Here is a 20,589-nt window from a genome sequence, read left to right as displayed (position 1 = left end):
TGCATCCCGGTCGCGTGTCCGGCGTCAGGATCGTTCGAGAACTGAACCGACAGTGACCATGGCGCCACTCAGTGCTGCCAAGTAGGCGCGGGACACCTCGTAGACGGCGTGTCCGGCGTCGGCGATGACGAACGGTTCGTCGTCCTCGTAGGCGAGCACGGCCCGCAGGGCCGAGCCGGCCGGCCCCCGACGCTCCACGAGGGCGTTGCGCACCGTCCGGGAGACGCCGGTCGTGTCGACGAGCTCGTCGTCGCGCATGCCCAGCACACCGGCGACCCCGGAGAGCAGCCCCACGGTGTAGGCGAGGTCCTCGTGGGCCGGGGAGAGCCGCGCGCAGGCCGAGGCCCGGGCGAGCACCATGGTCAGGGCCTCGGTGTCGACGCTGGTGACCCCGCCGAGGAGCATCAGCACGACCCAGGAGCAGAGCTGCTGGCGCCCGAGCAGGACGATCGCCTGGCGCAGCGAGGTGATCTCGCTCTTGGAACCGACGGCGGCCGACATGACGGTCTTGAGCACGCGCAGGCTCAGGGCCGGGTCGGAGGCGACGAGCTCCTCGATCTCGCGGATCGGGACCTCCGCACCGGTGAGGGCCCGCACCAGGCGGAGGCAGACCAGCTGCGACGGCGTGAGGCTCACGGCCTCCAACGTCACCGGCCGCTGCAGGCCGTAGCCCTGGAACAGGTCGACACCCGCCTCGCGGCACCGGGTGAACAGCGCGTCGTCCTCGATGCGCTCCACGACGACCAGGGCGGTCGGGGCGTGCTCGCGGGCGAGGGCCAGGACGTCGTCGAAGGTGTCGCCGGCGGCCTCGATGTCGATCTTCACGTAGTCGGCGAGGCCCAGGGCGGGCAGTCGGCCGACCTCGCCGATGAAGTCGTCGATGGCGATCCGGTAGCCCTGGTCCTTGACCCGCTGCAACCCGGCCATGACCTCGTCGTCGACCTCGACGTTCTCGAGGAGTTCGAGGACGACCTGGTGCGGGGAGCAGGGGATCGGGAGTTCACCCGTGAAGAAGCCGCGGGTGAGGTTGATGAAGAGCAGCTTGTCCCCGGCGATCTGCTCGACGCCGAAGTCGCCGAACGTGGCGCTGATGACCTGCGACGTGGCGTGGTCCTGCTCGGACCCCTCGGCCAGTTCGGCGCTCGCCCGACCGTGGTTGCGGAAGAGCAGCTCGTAGGCCACGAGCTGGCGGTCCCGGTCGTAGATCCCCTGGCGGCCGACGCGTACGGGCGCGACGGACCCCGGCAGGTCGTCTGCGTCTGCAGGCGGGGAGGGCCAGTGGCTGCTGGCGGCTTCCCCGTGCGTCGTCACCACGGGCTTCACCTGAGTGTCAACGGCTCGTGCGGCCCGCTCCTGAAGCCTTGGAGCGCGAACCTTGGGCCGAACGAGCGCGTGATCTTCGGCTCCTCGACCCGGTGGCGGGGTCAGCCCGCGATCTCGACCGCTCCCACGGCCGTCGTGCGCCCGGCGCCGTAGGTCTCGAACCAGGCCTCGACGACGTCGCGCGCGGACTGGTCGTCGCCGACCAGGAGGGTCGTGCGGCCCAGGGGGCCGGCGGCCAGGGCGTCGACGAGGTGACCGCTCAGGCCCGGCGCCAGCAGGAGGTCCTGCGCGGGCAGGCCGCGCTGGAGCGACTCGACGGCCACGGCGGCGGCCGTCCCGAAGCGGTCGGCGCCCGCGGCGCGGTGCGGCGTCGGCAGGGTGGCGAGAGCCTCCGGGAGGACGCCTTCGGGGCCGCCGACCACGGTCGTGGACGTGGCGCCGCGCTCCCGCAGGGCCGCACCGGCGGGGACCGGGTCGGCGTCGTCGACGAGGACCAGGGCCTCACCCAGTCGTGCCGCCGGGCCGGCCGCCGCGAGGGCGTCGACGAGGTGCGCGTCCTCGCCCGAGGCGGCCCAGGCGTGCGTCGCCGTGGGCATGAACGCGGCGACGGCTCGCGAGGTCGCGTACCGGTCGGCGCCGGCGATCCGCTGCACGTCGCCGATCCCCAGCGCCCGCAACCGGTCCGGGGTCGAGGCGGACAGGGCGTCCTCGCCCCCGACGAGCAGGACGGAACGCACCGCGTGCTCGCGCAGGTAGGCGGTCGTGGCGGCGGGGACCTCGTCGCGGGTGGCGAGCAGGACCGGCGCCGCGAGGCTGCGCGCCAGCGGCCCGGCGGACAACGCGTCGACGAGGTGGCGGTCCGCCCCGCTCACGAGGACGGCGACGTCGGCCTCGGGGAACCCGTGCTCGGCCACCGCGACGGCTGTCGCGAACCGGTCCGCGCCGGCGAGGCGGACGACCTCGTTGGGGATCCCGCTGGGCAGCGGGGCGCCCCGGTGGGCCGTGCCGCAGTCCGGGTGCTGCACCGGCGGAGCGGGGGAGCACAGCGGAGTGAGCGTCTCGGAACCGGCCTGGGGCGCCGCGGTGGCCGGAGCCGGTCCCACGGTCAGGGCGAGCGCCGCGAGCAGGGCGACCGGCAGGGCCCGTGCGGACCGGGAGCGGTGGATCGGCGTGCGGGTCACGGGGCTCTCCAGGGGTGCGGTCGCAGACCCGACCGCGGCGTCGTCCGGGTGTGACCAGTGTGGCAGTTGTGACTCGCTCAGATCGTGGTGCGGTGGAAGTTCTGCGCCGACCGGCTCGGCGTCGGACCGCGCTGACCCTGGTAGTGCGAGCCCGAGCTGCTGCTGCCGTACGGGGTCTCGGCGGGGGAGGACAACTGGAAGAAGCAGAGCTGCCCGATCTTCATGCCCGGCCACAACGTGATGGGCAGCGTCGCGACGTTGGAGAGCTCCAGCGTCACGTGCCCGGAGAACCCCGCGTCGATGAAGCCCGCCGTGGAGTGCGTCAGCAGCCCCAGCCGCCCGAGGCTGCTCTTGCCCTCCAGCCGGGCCGAGATGTCGTCGGGCAGCGACACGACCTCGTACGTCGAGCCGAGCACGAACTCGCCCGGGTGCAGGATGAACGGGTCCTCCGCGGGGACCTCGACCAGCCGGGTGAGGTCGGGCTGCTCCTGCGCCGGATCGATGACGGAGTACTTGTGGTTGTCGAAGAGCCGGAAGTAGCGGTCCAGGCGCACGTCGACGCTGCTCGGCTGGACCATCGAGGGTTCGGACGGTTCGAGGACCACGCGGCCGGAGGCGAGCTGGGCGCGGATGTCGCGGTCGGAGAGCAGCACGGCGTCACGGTACCGTCGGTTGGACCACCTCCCGGTGTCCGTTACGATGGCTGTGCCCGGTCCTCGTGACCGTGTTCGCGGGTGTAGTTCAATGGTAGAACTTCAGCTTCCCAAGCTGATAGTGCGAGTTCGATTCTCGTCACCCGCTCCACCGTGAAGGCCCAGGTCCGCGACGCGAGCGCCGACCTGGGCCTTCGTCGTTCTCCCGGATCGCAGTCGGAGGACGGTCCTGTCGTCGGCTCAGCGGGAACGCTCGGGACTCCTCGCGCCCCGCACCTCCTGCGCCACGAGGTCCCCGGACTCACCCGTTCGTGTGCGCAGTGGCCACCGGCCTGCCGAGCTGTCGGACACTCGGGGACGTGAACGGCGGTCCTCGATCGGTACGACGACAGCAGAGGCGTGCGGTCCTCGCGGCCTGGCGAGCGGTTCCCCTCCGCCGTCGTCTCGAGGTCACGAAGTGGGCGAAGGCGGGGAGGCGGCATCCGGACGAGGCGGCTGTCCGGGCGGCGCAGGAGTTCGCCGTGTTCTGCCTCCACCCCGCGGGAGACCGGACTCGCAGCCCTCGTGTCCGCCGCTGGGCCGTGTGGGCGGCGCTGCCCCTGGGGCTCGTGCTCGCGGCGGAGGCCTTGCTCCTCCGCCGACTCGACTCTCCGACGGTCGTCGTCGTGATCTTCGTCGGCTTGGCGATCGCGACCGTCGCCTACGGCATCTTCTGGATCGACCTGCTGCGCGAGAGCCGGCGGCTGCTGGCGCTTCCGGGTGCCGGTGCGGTCCCACCCGAGGATGCCGACGTCTTCAAGACCTGACCCTTCGGCCCGTCCTGAAGGTTCAGGGAACCTGCCCGCCGTCGGGGACGACGTTCTCCCGCGGCCCGGCGCCCGACGCCGCCGTGGCGAGCACTGCCCACGTCGTCTTCCCCGCACCGGTGGCGCCCCGGGACGTCACCGCGGTCACGCCCCACCGCAGGGACAACGCGTCGACCAGGGCCAGTCCGCGTCCGGAGGTCGCGTCGTCGGCCGCGTCGCGGGGGTGGGGTCGGGAGGAGCCCGCGTCGGTCACGGACACCGCGAGCACCGGCGCGGACGCGGGCCGGGTGTCACCCGTCAGCAACGACAGGAACGGGGTCGAGGCGTCGACCGTGAGGACGATCCCGCCGCGTCCGTGCCGGACGGCGTTGCCGACCATCTCGGCCGTCACGAGTTCGACCGCGTCCTGCGTGGAGGTGTCGAGACCGCGTCGCCCGCAGACGTCCACGACCCAGTGACGGGCCGTCGTCACCGCTCGGGGGTGCTGTTCGAGTGTCATGAACTCCACGCCTCGCTTCGGAGCGGGCGGGGGTGTGGATGGGTGGAAGGGGGACGGGACGTGTGCCATCGTCGCTCCCGTGGGAACGGACGATCCTCTGCGGCTGAGGTCCTTGACGACGGCGGACGCGGCCGCCCTGCACCGCATCTACGGCCATGACGAGACGGCCCGGTTCCTCAGCTTCGTGGCGAAGAGCCGGAGCGAGGTGGAGGACGTCCTGCGTGCCGTCGAGACGGATCACGCCACGCGACCGCGGACGGTCCACCACTACGCCGCCGAACTCGACGGTGACGTCGTCGGGGTGGGGCGTCTCGGTCAGGGGAAGGACTGGATCGGTCACCCGGCCCCCGACCACGTGACCCTCGGGTTCGCCCTGCGCCACGACCGGACCGGGCGGGGTCTCGGGCGTCTCCTCGTCGCCGCCCTGGAGGAACGGGCCTGGGCGATCGAGGACGCCGACGTCCTGTGGGGTGCGGTCGACCCCGACAACCACGCGTCGGCGCGGGTGCTGCTGGCCCGGGGTTTCGAGCACGTCGCGACGACCGACCACCAGGTCCGCCACGGCGTCCGGCGTCCCTCCGACGTCTACGTCACCCGGCGCCCGAGCAGCTGAGTGGTCTCGGCACCGAGGATCGTCCCCAGCTGGTCGTTCCCGGGTTCACCGAACCCCTCGTGCCCGAGGAACTGCCAGCCCCGCGCCAGGTAGTACCGGTGGGCGGCGGAGTCGTCGACGCAGCGCAGCCACACGGCCTGCGAACCGATCCCGTCGGCGAACCGTGCGACCACCTCCGTCAGGTCCGCCGCGATGCCCTGACGTCGGAACCCGGGCGCCACCGCGAGCCGGCAGAGCTCCACCGCGTGCGCGGGGAACGACTTCTCCACCGTCGGGGGACGGCGGGTCGCGCCCACCACGGCGACGACCTCGCCCTCGACCTCCGCGACCCACTGCGCGTCCAGCCTCTTCTTGGTGAACCACCGGTGCAGGGCCTCGACCGTCCGGTCCCAGGGCGGCAGGTACTCCGCGTCGCGGAGGGCCGAGGCGAGGAAGACCTCCAGGACGGCGGGCAGGTCCTCGGGACCGGCGGGGCGGATCACTCGAACACGCTAGCGCCGGACCGGGGGCGTAACCTCCCCGACGGACGAGGAAGTCGAGACACGGAGAGAGAACCCCCCATGGCGTTGCGCGTGTTGTTCATCGGCGGTACCGGCATCATCAGTTCGGCGTGCTCGACGCTCGCCGTCGAACGCGGGATCGACCTCACGATCCTCAACCGGGGCAGCGGCCGGCGGGAGGTCCCTGCCGACGCGAAGGTCCTCACGGCCGACGTCCGTGACCCGGCGGCCGTGCGGGAGGTGCTGGGGGACAGCGAGTTCGACGTCGTCGTCGACTTCGTCGCCTTCACCCCCGACCACGTCCGCGCCGACGTCGAGCAGTTCCGCGGCAAGACCGGGCAGTACGTCTTCATCTCCAGCGCGAGCGCCTACCAGAAACCCGTCGCCCACCTCCCGATCACGGAGTCGACGCCGCTGCACAACCCGTTCTGGCAGTACTCCCGCGACAAGATCGCCTGCGAGGAACTGCTGACCCGGGCCTACCGCGAGGACGGTTTCCCCGCGTTCGTCGTGCGCCCCAGCCACACCTACGACCGGGCGTCCATCCCCCTCGACGACGGCTGGACGGCCATCGACCGGATGCGTCGCGGGAAGCCCGTCGTCGTGCACGGGGACGGCACGTCGACGTGGGTGCTGACCCACCACACCGACCTCGCGAAAGGTCTCGTCCCGCTCCTCGGGGAACCCGCCGTCGTCGGCGACGCGGTGCACATCACCGGTGACGAGGTCCTCACCTGGGACGGGATCGCGCGCCGGCTGGCGACCGCGGCGGGCGTGCCCGAACCCCGGATCGTGCACGTGCCGAGCGACGTCATCGCACGGGAGGCACCGGAACGGGGTGCGGGTCTGCTGGGGGACAAGGCGCACTCGGTGGTCTTCGACAACACCAAGCTCAAGCGGCTCGTCCCGGGTTTCGCGGCGACGACGTCGTTCGCGGACGGAGCCCGCGAGATCATCGCCCACCACGACGCGAACCCGGCCCTGCGGGTCGTCGACGACACCGTCGAGACCCGGCAGGACCGGCTCGTGGAACTGTTCGGCTGAGGATCAGTCCTTGAAGGCGTCCTTGACGTGCTCGCCGCGCTGCTTCAGGTCGGCCGCAGCCTGGTCCTTCTGACCCTCGTGGCGCAGGGCGTCGTCGTCCTTCGCCCCGCCGACCGCTTCCTTCGCCTTGCCGGCGACGTCCTGGGCGGCGTTCTTGATCTTGTCCGCAGCGCTCACGGTTCCTCCTCCAGAACACCGGGGAGGTGACGGGTGGGACACCCGCTCAGGCCCGTTCCCGGTGCGGTCACATCGCAGCACGTGCGCGACGTGACCGCACCCGGGAGGTCAGGAGTTGGCCTTCACCGCTCCGTCGTCGCCCGGGCCGAGACCCGGGGGCAGCTCACCGAAGCTCTTGCGGTACCAGACCGCGGCCTGACGCTCCACGATCAGGCGGGTGACGCCGATGATCGCGCCGGAGGCCAGCGCCCAGATCAGCGCCTCCTTCCACGCGACGTCCGGGTCCTCCGGGTTGTCCGGCGGCGGCGACTTGGTCACCGCGACCCAGGCCTTCTTCGTGACGCGGCTCGCGACAGCCGTCGCGATGATGCCGGCACCGGGGCCGACCAGCTTCCAGACGATCGAACTCATGGCCCGAACCCTGCCCTACAGCAGGTCCAGGAGCCAGCCCAGGACCGGCGTGAGGGCGGCGGCGCTCGCCCCGAGGACCGCGATCACGACGATCAGGGTCATCAGCCGGACCGCCCGGGAGGGGCCGCCGTCGGGTCCACGCATCATCCGGAGCACCCGGCCATGGTCGCAGCACCCCACCCGTGGTCCCGCGGGGAATCCCGGCGAGATCACGGGCGAGGGTGGGGAGCGGGGGTAGTAGGGTCGCGGGACAACGACAGGGGAGCGCCGGGTGGCGCTGAGAGTGCGGGTTCCCGCAGACCCTCGAACCTGATCCGGGTCACACCGGCGTAGGGAGTCGGGACGTCCTCGACCCGCGGCCACGGTGGCGGCGGGTCCCCCTCCTGGACCACAGGAGGACCACCATGAGCACCACCCTCACCCGCTCGCGCGGGACCGCGCACTGGCGCACCGTCGACCTCGTCACCGCCGCCGTCCTCGGCGTCGCGTTCGGCGTCGTCTTCTGGGGCTGGGACGTGCTGTACCTCGCCATCGAACCGCTGTTCGCGGCGCTGCCGCCGCTCAAGGGCCTCGTCGCCGGGGTCTGGCTGCTGCCGGCCGTCGTCGCCGCCCTCGTGATCCGCCGCCCGGGCGCCGCGTTGTTCGCCGAGATGGTCGCCGCGACCGTCGAGGCGCTGCTCGGCAACTACTGGGGCATCACGACCCTGGTCTCGGGCGCCATCCAGGGCGTCGGGGTCGAGATCGCCGTCGCGCTGTTCGCCTGGCGCCGCTTCGGACCGCCCGTTGCCGTCCTCGGCGGGATCCTCGCCGGGGTCCTGGAAGGGCTCTTCGAGCAGTTCTACCGCTACGACGGGACCTGGGACCTCGGCTGGCGCCTGTTCTACGTCGGCACCTTCGCCGTCTCCGGCGCCGTCGTCGCCGGCCTGGGCGGCTGGCTGCTGGTGCGGGGACTGGCACGTTCCGGCGCGCTCGGTGCCTTCGCCGCCGGCCGCGAGCACCACGGCCGCGCCCGCGACCGTGGCTGACCTGACCCTGCGCGGCCTGACGGTCACCCCCGCGGGGTCCCGTCGACCCGTGGTGGCCGACGTGGACCTCGACCTCCGGCACGGGGAACGGGTCCTGCTCGTGGGGCCCAGCGGGGCGGGGAAGTCGACCGTCCTGCGGGCGCTCGCGGGACTCCTCGAGGACGACGTCGACGCGAGCGGCGAGGTCCTGCTCGACGGTCGCGCCCCGCGCGCCGGGGAGGTCGGGCTGCTGGTCCAGGATCCCCTGGACGCCGTCGTCGCCGAGCTCGCCGGCCGGGACACCGCGTTCGGTCCCGAGAACGCCGGCCTGGACCGGTCGCTGATCTGGCAGCGGGTGGCCCGCGCCCACGCGGCCGCCCGCTACACCGCCGGTCGCGACCGCGAGGTCGTCACGCTGTCCGGGGGGGAACGCCAGCGGCTCGCCCTCGCCGGGACGCTGGCCGCCGACCCCGCCGTGCTGCTGCTGGACGAACCCACCTCGATGCTCGACGCCCCCACCGCCCGGGCCGTGCGCGCCGCGGTGCTCGAGGCCGCCCGCGACCGCGGGCTCGTCGTCGTCGACCACGACCTCGCCGGGTGGGCCCCGCACGTCGACCGCGTCGTCGTCCTCGGCCGCGACGGCCGGGTCCGGGCCGACGGCCCCCCGGACCGGGTCCTCGCCGACCCGGCCCTGCTGGCCGACGGGCTCTGGCTGCCGGGGGTCCCCGCCCCGCAGCCGCTGGACCTCCCGGCGGGGCTGCTCCGCCCGGACCTGCACGTCGTGGGAGACGTGCTGCGCGGCCACGGGCTGGGACTGGTCCGCCGCCGCCGTGGACTGCGCCCGACCCCACCCGTCACCGTGCTGCACGACGTGGACGTCACCCTCCGCGCCGGCGTCACGACCCCCCTGACCGGCGACAGCGGGTCGGGGAAGTCCAGCCTGCTGGCCGTCCTCGGCGGGCTCGAACGTCCCACCGGCGACCTCGTCGCCGTGACGGGGTTCGCCCCGCCGGGACGTCCCGCACCGCACACCTGGCGCTCGCGCGACCTGGCCGCCCGGACCGGGTGGGTCCCGCAGTCCCCGGAGCACTCCTTCCTCGCCACCGACGTCCGGGGCGAGGTCCGCGCGACCCCCCGGGTCCTCGGCCGGGAGACCGCCCGGGCCGACGCCCTGCTCGACGTCCTCGGCCTGCACGACCGCGCCGACGTCAACCCCTTCCGGCTCTCCGGTGGTGAACAACGACGACTGGCGCTCGCGGCCGCCCTGGCCGCCGGCCCGGCGCTGCTGCTCGCCGACGAACCGAGCGTCGGGCAGGACCGGGGTACCTGGGCCGTCGTCGCGGGACTGCTCGCGGGTGCGGCCCGGGACGGGGCCGCCGTCGCCGTCAGCACGCACGACGCCGGTCTGGTCGATGCCGTCGCCTCGGGCGCCGGGGTCCACCTCGTCGCCGGTCGCAGCTCGCGTGGGGCGGCAGCGGCGTGAAGGACGGAGAAGTCCTCCACAGCGATGTCCACAGGACTGTGCACACACCTGTGGACAAGGTTGTGGGATTGCCCCCCGCGCCTGTGGACGACGGGGTTCCGCCGACGGCTGCGCAACGTCGCAGCGCTGGTCCCGGGCCTCTCGTGCGGCACTGCGGACCCCTCCCGCTGCTGGTCGTCGGGGTGCTCTGCGCCGTCGGCGCCTTCGCCGTCCAGGAGTGGTGGCAGGCGGCCGGAGCGCTTGCCGTGCAACTGCTCTGCCTCCCGCTCGTCGTCGGTGACCGGCGTGCGTTCCTGGTGCGGTCGTTGCCGCTGCTGGTCGCCGCGGTCTCCGTCGGGTGGTCCACGGTCGTCGCCGGCAGCAGTCCCGAACCCCTGTGGACGGCGTTGACGGCGTCCCTGCGCCTGCTCGTGCTCGTCCTCCCCGGTGCGCTCCTGCTCGGCTGGATCGACCCGGCCGAGGCCGGTGACCACCTCGCCCAGCGGCTCCGGCTGCCCGGACGCGTCGTCGTGGCCGTCGTGGCCGCCCTCGGTCAGCTCGACACCCTCGCCGCGTCCTGGGCGCAGATCGCCGCCGCCCGCCGGGTCCGCGGGTTCGGTCCCGGACGGGGTCCGCTGTCGCGCCTGCGGTGGTCGGCCTCGACGGCGTTCGGGTTGCTCGTCGACGCGGTGCGGCGGGCGGGGCGGACGTCCGTCGCGATGGACGCCCGGGGGTTCGCCGGCGACACGGCGCTGCGCCGCAGCTGGGCGCTGCCCGCTCCCTGGCGACGCGCGGACACCGTCCTGCTGCTCGTCGGGGTGGTCGTCGCCGCCCTGCCGCTGGTGCTCCGACTGGTGGGGTGAGCCTTCGTCGCCGTCGGTGGGCTGAGTGGCGGGCTGAGCCTCAGGTGAGGTCCCACAGGTCGGCGAGCATCCCGCCGTCGGGGGTGTGTCGCTGCGGCGCGGGGGAGTCGAGGACGACCAGCAGTCGCCCGCCGGTCCCGGTGACGTCGGCGGGGAGGAGGGTGATCCCCTCGGGGTGGTCCTCACCCTGGCCGTGCGGGAGGTCCAGGACCACCGGGAGCTCCGCGGCCCGGACGACGTCGGCGGCCTCGGTGACGCACCCGCCGACCCAGCGGTGCACGCGCACCGGCCCCGAGAGACCCATCGAGGGGCCGCTGAGCACGAGCAGGTCGTCCCCGTCGGGGCAGAGGTCGCGGATGCCGAGGCCCCGCAGGTCGAGCAGGTGCAGCCGGTAGGTCGCGCCGTCCGCGAACTCCTCGAGGACGAGGCGGCCCGGGTTCCTGCGGTGGGTGCGGGGGCGCAGTTCCAGCAGGACCGCCCAGCCGCGCAGCACCGGCCCGCGCAGACCGACCCAGAGCCGGTCGCCGTCGGGGGAGTGGTGGACGGCGATGCCCTCGACGTCGAGGCCGTTGTCCTTCGAGGGGATCGCGAGGAACGGTGCGATGAGGTCGTCGTCGGCGAGGTGGGTGCTCAGGTCGTCGTCGTGGGCCCCGAGGACGGCCGCGGTGCGGGTCTCACCGTCGACGTCGACCTCGCGGGCGGGAAGGCCGGTCGCCGGGTCGATCGGCAGCCGGACGAGGACGAACCGGTTGGGTTCGCGCACGACCCGGCCGAGGCGCCGGCGGGCCTTGTCGTCGGGGTCGTGGTCGCGGATCCGCTTGCGCTTCAGGCTGTGCGAACCGATGGCCCACAGCCAGGGACCGCTGCGGGCCAGGCCTTCGACGTCGGCCTCCTCGTCGTGCGGTCCGGGCAGGTCGACGAGCTCGGCCAGGGGAACGCTGACCTGACGGTCGTAGCCCTGGACCCGGCCGTCCTCGACGACGGCCGTCAGCCGTTCGACCGTGGCGGTCTCGTCGCCCGCCACCCAGAGGTGGGGGCCGTCGGCGCGGACGGCGGAGAGGTTCACGTGGGTCGTCCTGGCCCTCGACGCCTCGTCGAAGTGCAGGGGCAGCCGGCGCAGGGGTTCCACGTCCTGAGAGCGAACGGCTCTCCTCCCGAGTTCCCCGGGGTCCCCGTCGGGAACAAGACCCCCTCCTCGCGAGTTGAGCCCATCAGACTCAAGTTGCCGACGTTCCGGCTTGACAGATCCGGGGCGCCGGGCAGACTTGAGTGGAGAACGCTCAACACTCACCAAGCGCAGGAAGAGGGCCTCAAGCCATGGCACGTGCGGTCGGCATCGACCTCGGGACCACCAACTCCGTCGTCTCCGTCCTGGAGGGCGGCGAACCGACGGTCATCGCGAACGCCGAGGGTGGGCGCACCACGCCCTCCGTCGTCGCCTTCGCCAAGAACGGTGAGGTGCTGGTCGGCGAGATCGCCAAGCGCCAGGCCGTCACCAACATCGACCGCACCGTCCGCTCGGTCAAGCGTGAGGTCGGCACCAACTGGACGACCACGATCGACGACAAGAAGTACACCCCGCAGGAGATCAGCGCCCGCGTGCTGCAGAAGCTCAAGCGCGACGCGGAGAGCTACCTCGGCGAGGCCGTCACCGACGCCGTCATCACCGTCCCCGCGTACTTCAACGACGCGCAGCGCCAGGCCACCAAGGAGGCCGGTGAGATCGCGGGCCTCAACGTCCTGCGCATCATCAACGAGCCCACCGCCGCCGCTCTCGCCTACGGGCTCGAGAAGGGCAAGGAGGACGAGCTCATCCTCGTCTTCGACCTCGGTGGCGGCACCTTCGACGTCTCCCTCCTCGAGGTCGGCAAGGACGAGGACGGGTTCTCCACCATCCAGGTCCGCGCCACCTCCGGTGACAACCACCTCGGTGGGGACGACTGGGACCAGCGCGTCGTCGACCACCTGCTCAAGAAGGTCTCCAGCGCCTACGGCATCGACCTGTCCAAGGACAAGATCGCGATGCAGCGCCTGCGCGAGTCCGCCGAGCAGGCCAAGAAGGAACTCTCGACGGCCACCAGCACCGGCATCTCCCTGCAGTACCTCTCGATGAGCGAGAACGGCCCCGTCCACCTGGACGAGACGCTGACCCGCGCCCAGTTCGAGCAGATGACCCAGGACCTGCTGGACCGCACCAAGAAGCCGTTCCACGACGTCATCAAGGACGCCGACGTCAAGCTCGCCGACATCCACCACGTCGTGCTCGTCGGTGGTTCCACCCGCATGCCGGCCGTGACCAACGCCGTCAAGGAACTGCTCGGCGGCAAGGAGCCCAACAAGGGCGTCAACCCGGACGAGGTCGTCGCCATCGGCGCCGCGCTGCAGGCCGGTGTCCTCAAGGGCGAGCGCAAGGACGTCCTGCTCATCGACGTCACCCCGCTCTCCCTGGGCATCGAGACCAAGGGCGGGATCATGACCAAGCTCATCGAGCGCAACACCGCGATCCCGACCAAGCGCTCCGAGGTGTTCACCACCGCCGACGACAACCAGCCCTCGGTCCTCATCCAGGTGTTCCAGGGTGAGCGCGAACTGGCCCGCGACAACAAGCCGCTCGGCACGTTCGAGCTGACCGGCATCGCCCCCGCCCCGCGCGGTGTGCCGCAGGTCGAGGTCACCTTCGACATCGACGCCAACGGCATCGTGCACGTGAACGCGAAGGACCGCGGCACGGGCAAGGAGCAGTCGATGACCATCTCCGGCGGCAGCGCGCTGTCGAAGGAGGACATCGACCGCATGGTCAAGGACGCCGAGGCGCACGCGAACGAGGACAAGCAGCGCCGCGAGGAGGCCGAGGCCCGCAACCAGGCCGAGGGTCTCGTCTACCAGACCGAGAAGTTCGTCGCGGACAACTCCGACAAGCTCCCCGAGGACGGCAAGGCGAAGGTCGAAGCCGCTGTGGCGGAACTGAAGACCGCCCTCGCCGGCACCGACGCGGCCGAGATCAAGGCCAAGTCCGACGTCGTCGCGCAGGCCTCGCAGGAACTCGGCTCCGCGATGTACGCGGCCGCCCAGTCCGAGGGTTCCGCCGACGCGGGCGCCTCCGCCCAAGGGTCGTCGTCCTCCAACGACGAGGACGTGGTGGACGCCGAGGTCGTCGACGACGAGAAGGACAAGTGATGGCGGAGGACCACCAGCAGGACGAACCCGTCGTGGTCCGCGACAACCGCAGGCTCGACCCGGAGACGGGTGAGGTCCGGGGCGCACCCGCGGCCGAACCCGCTCCGGCCGCGCCCACCGTGGGCGGCCCGGACGACGGCGCGGCCGAGGCCGACCTCGACGCGGCGCAGACCCTCGCGGCCCAGCGCCTCGACGAGCTCCAGCGGCTGAACGCGGAGTACGCGAACTACCGCAAGCGCGTCGAACGCGACCGCGACGTCGCCAAGAACACGGCGCTCGCGGGCGTGGCCGAGTCGCTGCTGCCGGTCCTCGACGACGTCCACCTCGCGCGGCAGCACGGCGACCTCACCGGTCCGTTCGTCGCCATCGCCGACAAGCTCGAGGCGACGCTCACGCGTTTCGGCCTCGAGCGCTACGGCGAGGCCGGGGAACCGTTCGACCCGGCCGTCCACGAGGCGCTCATGCACAGCCACTCCGACGAGTACGAGGTCGCGACGTGCGTCCAGATCCTCCAGCCGGGGTACCGGTTCGCGGAACGGGTGCTGCGTCCGGCCCGCGTCGCGGTGGCCGACCCGCAGGGATGAACTCGACCAGGTCTGAGGAGGGGGGACGTTCGTGAGCATGCAGGACTGGGCGGAGAAGGACTTCTACGCCGTTCTCGGCGTCGCCCACGACGCGGACACGGCGGAGATCAAGAAGGCCTACCGCAAGAAGGCCCGGACGCTGCACCCGGACGCCAACCCGGGTGACGCGGCCGCCGAGGCGAGGTTCAAGGAGGTCGGGGAGGCGTACGCGATCCTCTCCGACCCCGAGCAACGCCGGCAGTACGACGGTGTCCGCGCGATGGTCGGCGGCGGGGCCAGGTTCTCCTCCGGGGGTTCCGGGCCCGGTGCGGCCGGTGGCGGCGCGGGGTTCGAGGACCTCCTCGGTGGTCTGTTCAACCAGGGCGGCGGGCGCGCCCCCGGCGGGGTGCGCTTCGGCACCCCCGGTGGGGGTTCCGCGGGCGGTTTCGAGGACCTGCTCGGGGGGTTGTTCGGTCAGGGCGGCGGCGCGGGGTTCCCGGGCGGTCAGGCTCCGCCGCAGCGCGGTCAGGACCTCGAGGCCTCGGCCCGGGTGTCCTTCCGCGACGCCCTCGACGGCAAGACCGTGTCGCTGCGGGTCCCCGACCCGCGCGGCGGCCCGGCCCGCAACGTCAACGTCCGGTTGCCCCAGGGCGTCCGGGACGGGCAGAAGGTCCGCCTGCGCGGCAAGGGGATGCCCGGCCCCGGCGGGACGGCGGGCGACCTGCTGGTCGCCGTGAACGTCGAACCGCACCCGGTGTTCAAGCGGGACGGCGACGACCTGCGGATGACCCTGCCGGTCTCCTTCGACGAGGCCGTGCTGGGCGCGACCGTCGAGGTTCCGACCCTGGACGGCGCGGTCGTCAAGGTGAAGGTTCCGGCAGGAACCCCGTCGGGACGGTCGTTGCGGCTCAAGGGCCGCGGCGTCAAGCGGTCACGCACGGACGACGACCGGGGCGACCTGTTCGTCACCCTCGACGTCGTCGTGCCGCAACGTGTCGACGGGGCGGTGCGCGAGGCCGTCGAGGCGTTCGCCGCGGCCACCGCCGGCGAGGACCCGCGGGCCGGTCTCGCCGACCGCGCCCGCAGCTGACCCACCCCCTCCACCCGTGATCCCGCTGGGAAACCCGGCGGGATCACGGGTCAGGAGGGTCGAGACGAGAGGAGAGGGAGCTTGTACGACGACGACACCGCGTTGTTCGTGATCTCGGTCGCGGCCGAACTCGCGGGCATGCACCCGCAGACGCTGCGTCAGTACGACCGCCTCGGCCTCGTCTCGCCCAGCCGGGCGCGGGGCCGCGGGCGGCGCTACTCCGCCCGCGACGTCGCGCAACTGCGCGAGGTGCAGCGGCTGTCCCAGGAGGACGGCGTGAACCTCGCGGGCATCAAACGCATCATGGACCTGGAGAACCACGTGCTGGCCCTCGGTCAGCGGGTCGAGGAGCTCGAGGCCGAGGTGGCGCTCGTGCGGTCCCAGGCGCGGCGGATCTTCGCGGCCGGGATGGCCGGGGACATCGTCGCGACCCCGATGGGTCGTCGCCCTGAGTCACAGCGTTCCAACGCCCTGGTGGTGTGGCGGCCCGAACCCCGCCGTTGACCCGGCCCCCGCCCCCGGTGTGGGGCATGATCTGGCCGTGACGTCATCGCCGACCGGTTCCACGGTCCTCGCCATCGGGTCCTACACCTCCGCCACCGGGGGTCGCGGTCAGGGCATCACGCTGGTGCCGCGCGACCCGTCCTCCGGCCGGCTCGGCCGTCCCGGCCACGTCGCGGACTGCGCTTCACCCTCCTTCCTCGCGACGGGAGCGCCCGGTCTCGTGCACGCGGCCCACGAGGTCGACGAGGGTTTCGTCTCCACCCGCCGCTACGCCGGCGACCGCTGGGAACTGCTCGGTGAACAGCCGAGCGGCGGTTCCTCGCCCTGTCACCTCACCGTGACGCCCGACGTCGTGCTCGCCGCGAACTACGGCGGGGGCGTCGGGGTCCTCGGGCTGACCGGGGGAGTCGTCACCGGACTGCGACAGACGCTGCACGGCAACGGTTCCGGGCCGGACCGCGAACGCCAGGAGGCGTCGCACCCGCACTCCACGCGACTGCTGACGCCGGACGCGTTCGCCGTCCTCGACCTCGGGACCGACGAGGTCCGGGTCCACACCCTCGGCGCGGACGGCGCCTCGCCCGACCCGGTGCAGGTCGTCGACCTGGCGCCGGGGACCGGGCCGCGGCACGCCGTCGTCGATGCCGGCCGGGTCCACGTCGCGGGTGAACTCGACGCGAGCGTCACGTCGTTCACGCTGCAGGACGGCCGGTGGTCCGACCCCGTCCGCACCTCCGCGCTGGTCGGCTCCGTCGACGAACCCGTGTACCCCTCGGAGATCGCCCTCGCGCCCTGGGGTCTCGTCGTCGCCAACCGCCGCGCTGACGTCATCACGTTGTTCGAGGTCGTCGACGGTGTCCCCCGTGCCGTGCGCGACGTGACGATCGGGGTCGCGAACCCCCGCCACGTCCTGGTGATCGGCCACCACCTCTACGTCGCCGCCCAGGACTCCGACGCCGTCGTGCACCTCACGCTGGACGACGACCTGACCGTCGTCGACCGTTCGGTCGTGGAGGTCGGGTCGCCGACGTACGTGCTGCCCCTCTGAGCCCACTGGACCGCGCCCGTCCGCAGCGGCAGGCTGGCGCGCAGCGAGAGGGGGTTCCGGTGGCGTCGGACGAGGAAGTGCTCACCGGTGGTGGGGTCAACGAGGTGGTCCGCACGGGGGACGCCGTTCGTCGTCCCACCGGCCCCCACACCCCGAGGGTCCACGAGTTGTTGCGCCGTCTCGAGGGCTTCGCCCCCGTTCCCCGGGTCCGCGGGCTCGTCGACGGTTTCGAGTTCCTCGACTTCCTGCCCGGGACCGTCCCGAACTACCCGGTCGGTGACGAGGCGGCCTCCCGGACGGCCCTCCTGAGCGCTGCGGAACTCCTGCGCGACTACCACCGGGCGACGGCGGTCTTCGCCGCGGAACTCCCGCGCGACGGGTGGCTGTTCCCCGCGCAGGAACCCGTCGAGGTCGTCTGCCACGGCGACTTCGCCCCGCACAACTGCGTGCTGCAGGGGGAACGCGTCACGGGGCTGATCGACTTCGACACCGCACGACCGGGTCCACGCCGCACGGACCTCGGCGTCGCCGTCTACCGCTGGGTGCCGCTCTCGGACCCGGGTCACGACGGCGTCCGCCCCGGCACCGCGGAACAGGCCTCTCGGCTGGCGGAGTTCTGCGACGCCTACGGGGCGACGGCGGCGGACCGGGCCGGCGTCGTCGACGCCGTGCTCGAACACCTCGACCTGCTCGTGCGGTACATGCACGAGCAGGCCGCCGCAGGCAGCGCCGCGTTCGCGTCCCACGTCGCCGACGGCCACGACCGGCTCTACGTCCGGGACGCCGCCTACGTGCGGGCGAACCGGTCAGTGTTCGAGACCGCGATCCTGCGCTGACGTGGGCGGCAGTGCGTCGGAGATCCGGGCCAGCGCCCGGGCGACGTCGACGGTGGTGCTCGTGTCCACCCGGACGACCGGTCCGAGCCGCAGCGGTTCGGCCTGCGCCGCCCAGCGGTCCCAGTCCTGCGCGAGCCGGGCCGCGTCCTCGTGGAGGGCCGGGCGGTGCCGCGCCGCGAACCGTTGCCGGGCCACTGCGGAGTCCACGTCGCACCAGACCTCGACGGTGCGCGCGTCGCGGACCCCGGTCCGGACGAACTCGAGGTCCCGTGGCCGGAACCACCACGACTCCACCAGGACCACTCCGGACATCCCCGCCGCCATGGCCCAGACCGTCTCCATGGCCACCGCGCCCAGCGGCCGCGACGCCAACGCGTCCCCGGCGAGCACGGCCAGCGACTCCTTGACATCGTCCTTCGACAGCCGCGGCCAGGACGTGAGTCCGGCCAGTCGCGTCGCGAGACTGGTCTTGCCCGCACCCGGCAGACCGTTGACGAGGACGATGACGTCGGCCACGGGGACATCCCAGCACGACCGGTCGGCCGTCCGGAACGTGGTGGACCGGTCGACGTCCCCCGGAGGGGGCCCCGCACCTGCTCTGATGGTCGTCGGGGACGTTCGAGACACGGGGGGCGACGTGCGACACGCAGTGGTGGCCGCGACAGCGACGGTGCTGTTCGGGGCGGGAGTGCTCACCGGTGGCGGGACGGCGGTGACCGACGACAGTGCGTCGTCGGGGCCGGTGCTCGCCTTCGTGGGCGACGACGGAGGACGCGGCCAGGCGCTGTTCGGCCTGGACACCGGGACCGGCCGGCAGTGGGGCATCGCGGCCGGGTTCACGCACGACCTGAGCTGGTCGCCGACGGGAACCCGCATCGCGTGGATCTCCTTCGACGACGACTACCTCGGCCACGTCCAGGTCGCGAACGTCGACGGCAGTGCTGTCACCCCGCTCGAGTCCGAGGGGGATTCCCGCGCGCTGACCTGGGGACCGGACGGAACTCTCGCGTGGTTCCACCGCAGCACCTGGAACCCCACCGACTGCACGACCGACGACCGCCTCACCCGGGTGGACGTGGTGCTGCAGGCGCCGGACGGAGCCCGCCGCGTCCTCGGTACTGCGTCACCGGTGTCTGACGGCCTGGAGTTCTCGCCGGACGGTCGCACCCTCACCTGGCGCGAGTCCGGGGGTGACGATCCCTGCGTGCAGGCGCCGACCCGACTGGTCGTGGCCGATGTGACGACGGGGGAGCAGCGGGTCGTCGCCGGCGCGGAGGGCACCCGGGGGACGGCGTTCTCGCCCGACTCCTCGACCATCGCGGCGACCCGCGACGACGAGGAGGGCGGGGACGTGGTGCTCGTCGACGTCGCGCGCGGCACCGCCCGCAGGGTCGCCACCCCCGGGGTCGGGGAGACGTTGCCGCGGTTCGTCCCCGACGGGTCGCAGCTCGTCGTGGTGCGGACGGCCGGCGGGGCGCAGCGCTACGCCGTCGTCGGTCTCGACGGTTCGCCGGTGCGCGACCTCGCGCCGACGCCCGGCCGCGTCGAGGACGTCGTCGTCTCCCCGGACGGTGCCGCGCTGTTCGCCGCGGTCAGCGCCGTGGCCCCGGTCGGGTCGGACCGGGGAACGGCCGAACCCGGCGTCTGGCGCCAGCCGCTGGACGGTTCCCCGGCGACCAGGCTCACCGACGGGTTGCCCGGGAGGGAACTCGCGGCGGCGGCGACGTCGGCCGCCGCGCCGCTGGTTCCGCGTCACGCCCGCCGGTCGCGCTGAAACCCGAACGCTCTGCACCGCAACGGTGCAGGGCGTCCTGGGTGGACGTCAGGCGATGGCCTGCGCGAACAGCGGCACCGCGTGGTCGAGGGCGTAGCCGAGGCCCAGCGTGGTCCCGCTGGAGAACGCGTTGGCCTGGGTGGTGTCGTCGAACACCACGATGCGCCCGTCCCGGGTGGCCTGCAGGTTCTGGATCCCCGGGTTCGCGGTGATCTCCGCCGCCGTGGCGCCGATGGGGAACACGACGACGAGGTCGGCCTCGAGCTGGTCGAGCTGCTCGTCGGAGAGCGACACGTAGAAGCTGGCGTCGGTGGAGAGCGCCTGCACCGTCGGGCTCTGGGTGAAACCGAGTTCGGTCATGAAGTCGACGCGGCTGTCACCGGTGACGTAGGCGCCGAAGGCGCCGGAGAAGAACGCGGCGACGGAGACGGTCCTGCCCGCGAACCCGGGGTTCGCCGCCGCGACGTCCTTGAACTTCGCCTCGAGGTCGGCGATCAGCTTCGCGCCCGCGTCGCTCGTGCCGAGGGCGGCGGAGACGAGTTCCACCTGGTCCTGCCAGGAGGTGCCGTACGTGACCTTCTGGCCGGGCGGCGGACCGACCGTGGGGGCGATCTGCTTCAGCTCGTCCTGCTGGGCCTGGGCGTTGCTCTGCCGGGTGTTGAGGATGACGTCGGGGGTCAGCGCGGCGACGGCCTCGTAGCTGAGTTCGGTGGTGCCCAGCACCTCGGGGGTCTGCTTCACCAGGTCGCTCGCCCAGGGACCGACGCCGTCACCCCCGAAGGCCAGCCAGTCGGAGGTGCCGACGACCTGACCCCCCAGGGCCAGCACGGTCTCCATGTCGCCCCAGCCGAGCGCGACGACGTTCTTCGGGTTCGCGGGGACCTCCACGGCGCCGAACAGGGTGTCGATCGAGGTGGTCGAGGACGCCGCCCCGGAGCTGCTCGCGGAGGCGCCCGCGTCGTCGGACGAGCCGCAGGCGGCGAGGGCGGAGAGACCCGCGACGGACGTGCCGGCGAGCAGGGTGCGGCGGGACAGCGACGGCACGGAGGCTCCGATCGGGG

General features: G+C 72.9%; 24 protein-coding genes, 1 tRNA gene and 1 riboswitch. Of the genes, 14 read left to right on the top strand and 11 right to left on the bottom strand.

The features are described 5' to 3' along the window. Nucleotides 1–24 precede the first annotated feature (24 nt). From AC0I8G_RS04250 to dcd, 3 genes are all read right to left on the bottom strand, one after another. Nucleotides 25–1,314, bottom strand: coding sequence for an EAL and HDOD domain-containing protein (locus AC0I8G_RS04250; protein ID WP_471728812.1), 1,290 nt, complete (start codon nt 1,312–1,314; stop codon nt 25–27). Nucleotides 1,315–1,424: 110 nt separating this feature from the next. Further along, the gene (locus tag AC0I8G_RS04245; protein ID WP_471728811.1) at nt 1,425–2,504 is read right to left on the bottom strand and encodes a cell wall-binding repeat-containing protein; all 1,080 of its coding nucleotides are present in this window, start codon (nt 2,502–2,504) and stop codon (nt 1,425–1,427) included. Between the two features lie 77 nt (nt 2,505–2,581). Then, the gene (gene dcd / locus AC0I8G_RS04240) at nt 2,582–3,157 is read right to left on the bottom strand and encodes a dCTP deaminase (protein ID WP_328293311.1); all 576 of its coding nucleotides are present in this window, start codon (nt 3,155–3,157) and stop codon (nt 2,582–2,584) included. 77 nt (nt 3,158–3,234) lie between these two features. Here dcd and AC0I8G_RS04235 point away from each other — a divergent pair. Together AC0I8G_RS04235 and AC0I8G_RS04230 are read left to right on the top strand one after the other, a co-directional pair. Continuing rightward, nucleotides 3,235–3,308, top strand: a tRNA-Gly gene (locus AC0I8G_RS04235). A 370-nt stretch (nt 3,309–3,678) separates the two neighbouring features. Next, nucleotides 3,679–3,963, top strand: a complete 285-nt coding sequence (locus AC0I8G_RS04230) for a hypothetical protein (protein ID WP_471728810.1) — start codon at nt 3,679–3,681, stop codon at nt 3,961–3,963. A 22-nt stretch (nt 3,964–3,985) separates the two neighbouring features. On the opposite strand, the gene AC0I8G_RS04225 is transcribed toward AC0I8G_RS04230, so the two are convergent. Next, nucleotides 3,986–4,462 carry an ATP-binding protein gene (locus AC0I8G_RS04225; RefSeq protein ID WP_471728809.1) on the bottom strand — a complete coding sequence of 159 codons (477 nt, stop codon included), beginning with the start codon at nt 4,460–4,462 and terminating at the stop codon, nt 3,986–3,988. Nucleotides 4,463–4,541: 79 nt separating this feature from the next. Here AC0I8G_RS04225 and AC0I8G_RS04220 point away from each other — a divergent pair, with 79 nt between their 5' ends. Continuing rightward, the gene (locus tag AC0I8G_RS04220; protein WP_471728808.1) at nt 4,542–5,075 is read left to right on the top strand and encodes a GNAT family N-acetyltransferase; all 534 of its coding nucleotides are present in this window, start codon (nt 4,542–4,544) and stop codon (nt 5,073–5,075) included. Here AC0I8G_RS04220 and AC0I8G_RS04215 read toward each other — a convergent pair. Continuing rightward, nucleotides 5,048–5,557: a GNAT family N-acetyltransferase gene (locus AC0I8G_RS04215; RefSeq protein WP_471728807.1), complete on the bottom strand. Its 510-nt coding sequence runs from the start codon at nt 5,555–5,557 to the stop codon at nt 5,048–5,050. The two genes, AC0I8G_RS04220 and AC0I8G_RS04215, sit on opposite strands and share 28 nt — an antisense overlap. Nucleotides 5,558–5,635: 78 nt before the next feature. Between AC0I8G_RS04215 and AC0I8G_RS04210 the strand changes: the two genes are divergently transcribed. Next, nucleotides 5,636–6,619: an NAD-dependent epimerase/dehydratase family protein gene (locus tag AC0I8G_RS04210; protein ID WP_471728806.1), complete on the top strand. Its 984-nt coding sequence runs from the start codon at nt 5,636–5,638 to the stop codon at nt 6,617–6,619. 3 nt (nt 6,620–6,622) lie between these two features. Here AC0I8G_RS04210 and AC0I8G_RS04205 read toward each other — a convergent pair whose 3' ends face one another. From AC0I8G_RS04205 to AC0I8G_RS04195, 3 genes are all read right to left on the bottom strand, one after another. Next, nucleotides 6,623–6,796: a CsbD family protein gene (locus AC0I8G_RS04205; protein ID WP_328293308.1), complete on the bottom strand. Its 174-nt coding sequence runs from the start codon at nt 6,794–6,796 to the stop codon at nt 6,623–6,625. Between the two features lie 108 nt (nt 6,797–6,904). Further along, the gene (locus AC0I8G_RS04200; protein WP_380261614.1) at nt 6,905–7,207 is read right to left on the bottom strand and encodes a DUF4235 domain-containing protein; all 303 of its coding nucleotides are present in this window, start codon (nt 7,205–7,207) and stop codon (nt 6,905–6,907) included. Nucleotides 7,208–7,222: 15 nt separating this feature from the next. Beyond that, the gene (locus AC0I8G_RS04195; protein ID WP_328293306.1) at nt 7,223–7,363 is read right to left on the bottom strand and encodes a hypothetical protein; all 141 of its coding nucleotides are present in this window, start codon (nt 7,361–7,363) and stop codon (nt 7,223–7,225) included. A 92-nt stretch (nt 7,364–7,455) separates the two neighbouring features. After that, nucleotides 7,456–7,560: riboswitch (TPP riboswitch) on the top strand. A 51-nt stretch (nt 7,561–7,611) separates the two neighbouring features. Here AC0I8G_RS04195 and AC0I8G_RS04190 point away from each other — a divergent pair. The 3 genes from AC0I8G_RS04190 to AC0I8G_RS04180 all read left to right on the top strand — a co-directional run bounded on the left by AC0I8G_RS04190 (nt 7,612) and on the right by AC0I8G_RS04180 (nt 10,536). After that, complete coding sequence (locus tag AC0I8G_RS04190; RefSeq protein WP_471728805.1) at nt 7,612–8,232, top strand: ECF transporter S component; 621 nt, start codon at nt 7,612–7,614, stop codon at nt 8,230–8,232. Beyond that, nucleotides 8,225–9,694, top strand: a complete 1,470-nt coding sequence (locus AC0I8G_RS04185) for an ATP-binding cassette domain-containing protein (RefSeq protein WP_471728804.1) — start codon at nt 8,225–8,227, stop codon at nt 9,692–9,694. Before AC0I8G_RS04190 ends, AC0I8G_RS04185 begins: the two co-directional genes overlap by 8 nt. Before the next feature lie 68 nt (nt 9,695–9,762). Beyond that, nucleotides 9,763–10,536: an energy-coupling factor transporter transmembrane component T family protein gene (locus tag AC0I8G_RS04180; RefSeq protein WP_471728803.1), complete on the top strand. Its 774-nt coding sequence runs from the start codon at nt 9,763–9,765 to the stop codon at nt 10,534–10,536. A gap of 40 nt (nt 10,537–10,576) precedes the next feature. On the opposite strand, the gene AC0I8G_RS04175 is transcribed toward AC0I8G_RS04180, so the two are convergent. Beyond that, nucleotides 10,577–11,665, bottom strand: a complete 1,089-nt coding sequence (locus AC0I8G_RS04175; RefSeq protein WP_471728802.1) for a DUF3616 domain-containing protein — start codon at nt 11,663–11,665, stop codon at nt 10,577–10,579. Nucleotides 11,666–11,853: 188 nt separating this feature from the next. On the opposite strand from AC0I8G_RS04175, the gene dnaK reads away from it, so the two are divergent. The 6 genes from dnaK (at nt 11,854) to AC0I8G_RS04145 (ending at nt 17,754) form a co-directional block, all read left to right on the top strand. Next, nucleotides 11,854–13,713: a molecular chaperone DnaK gene (gene dnaK / locus AC0I8G_RS04170; RefSeq protein ID WP_328293301.1), complete on the top strand. Its 1,860-nt coding sequence runs from the start codon at nt 11,854–11,856 to the stop codon at nt 13,711–13,713. Continuing rightward, complete coding sequence (gene grpE, locus AC0I8G_RS04165; RefSeq protein ID WP_471728801.1) at nt 13,713–14,297, top strand: nucleotide exchange factor GrpE; 585 nt, start codon at nt 13,713–13,715, stop codon at nt 14,295–14,297. Before dnaK ends, grpE begins: the two co-directional genes overlap by 1 nt. A 31-nt stretch (nt 14,298–14,328) precedes the next feature. Continuing rightward, a complete protein-coding gene (locus AC0I8G_RS04160; protein ID WP_471728800.1) occupies nt 14,329–15,366 on the top strand; it encodes a DnaJ C-terminal domain-containing protein in 1,038 nt (345 codons plus the stop codon). 138 nt (nt 15,367–15,504) lie between these two features. Beyond that, nucleotides 15,505–15,870: a heat shock protein transcriptional repressor HspR gene (locus AC0I8G_RS04155; protein ID WP_471728968.1), complete on the top strand. Its 366-nt coding sequence runs from the start codon at nt 15,505–15,507 to the stop codon at nt 15,868–15,870. A gap of 37 nt (nt 15,871–15,907) precedes the next feature. Then, on the top strand, nt 15,908–16,918 hold the full coding sequence (locus AC0I8G_RS04150) for a beta-propeller fold lactonase family protein (RefSeq protein WP_471728799.1): 1,011 nt from the start codon (nt 15,908–15,910) through the stop codon (nt 16,916–16,918). A 59-nt stretch (nt 16,919–16,977) separates the two neighbouring features. Further along, nucleotides 16,978–17,754: an aminoglycoside phosphotransferase family protein gene (locus tag AC0I8G_RS04145; protein ID WP_471728798.1), complete on the top strand. Its 777-nt coding sequence runs from the start codon at nt 16,978–16,980 to the stop codon at nt 17,752–17,754. Here AC0I8G_RS04145 and AC0I8G_RS04140 read toward each other — a convergent pair. Next, nucleotides 17,725–18,270, bottom strand: a complete 546-nt coding sequence (locus tag AC0I8G_RS04140) for a P-loop nucleotide/nucleoside kinase family protein (protein ID WP_471728797.1) — start codon at nt 18,268–18,270, stop codon at nt 17,725–17,727. The genes AC0I8G_RS04145 and AC0I8G_RS04140 overlap by 30 nt on opposite strands. A gap of 121 nt (nt 18,271–18,391) precedes the next feature. Between AC0I8G_RS04140 and AC0I8G_RS04135 the strand changes: the two genes are divergently transcribed. Beyond that, on the top strand, nt 18,392–19,528 hold the full coding sequence (locus AC0I8G_RS04135) for a hypothetical protein (protein WP_471728796.1): 1,137 nt from the start codon (nt 18,392–18,394) through the stop codon (nt 19,526–19,528). Between the two features lie 48 nt (nt 19,529–19,576). Here AC0I8G_RS04135 and AC0I8G_RS04130 read toward each other — a convergent pair whose 3' ends face one another. Next, nucleotides 19,577–20,572, bottom strand: coding sequence for an iron-siderophore ABC transporter substrate-binding protein (locus AC0I8G_RS04130; protein WP_471728795.1), 996 nt, complete (start codon nt 20,570–20,572; stop codon nt 19,577–19,579). Nucleotides 20,573–20,589: the final 17 nt, after the last annotated feature.

It is taken from the genome of Kineococcus sp. AC630 (genome assembly GCF_979255925.1).
Note: the sequence above shows the minus strand (reverse complement) of the source record. Positions and strands in the feature narration are given on the sequence as shown.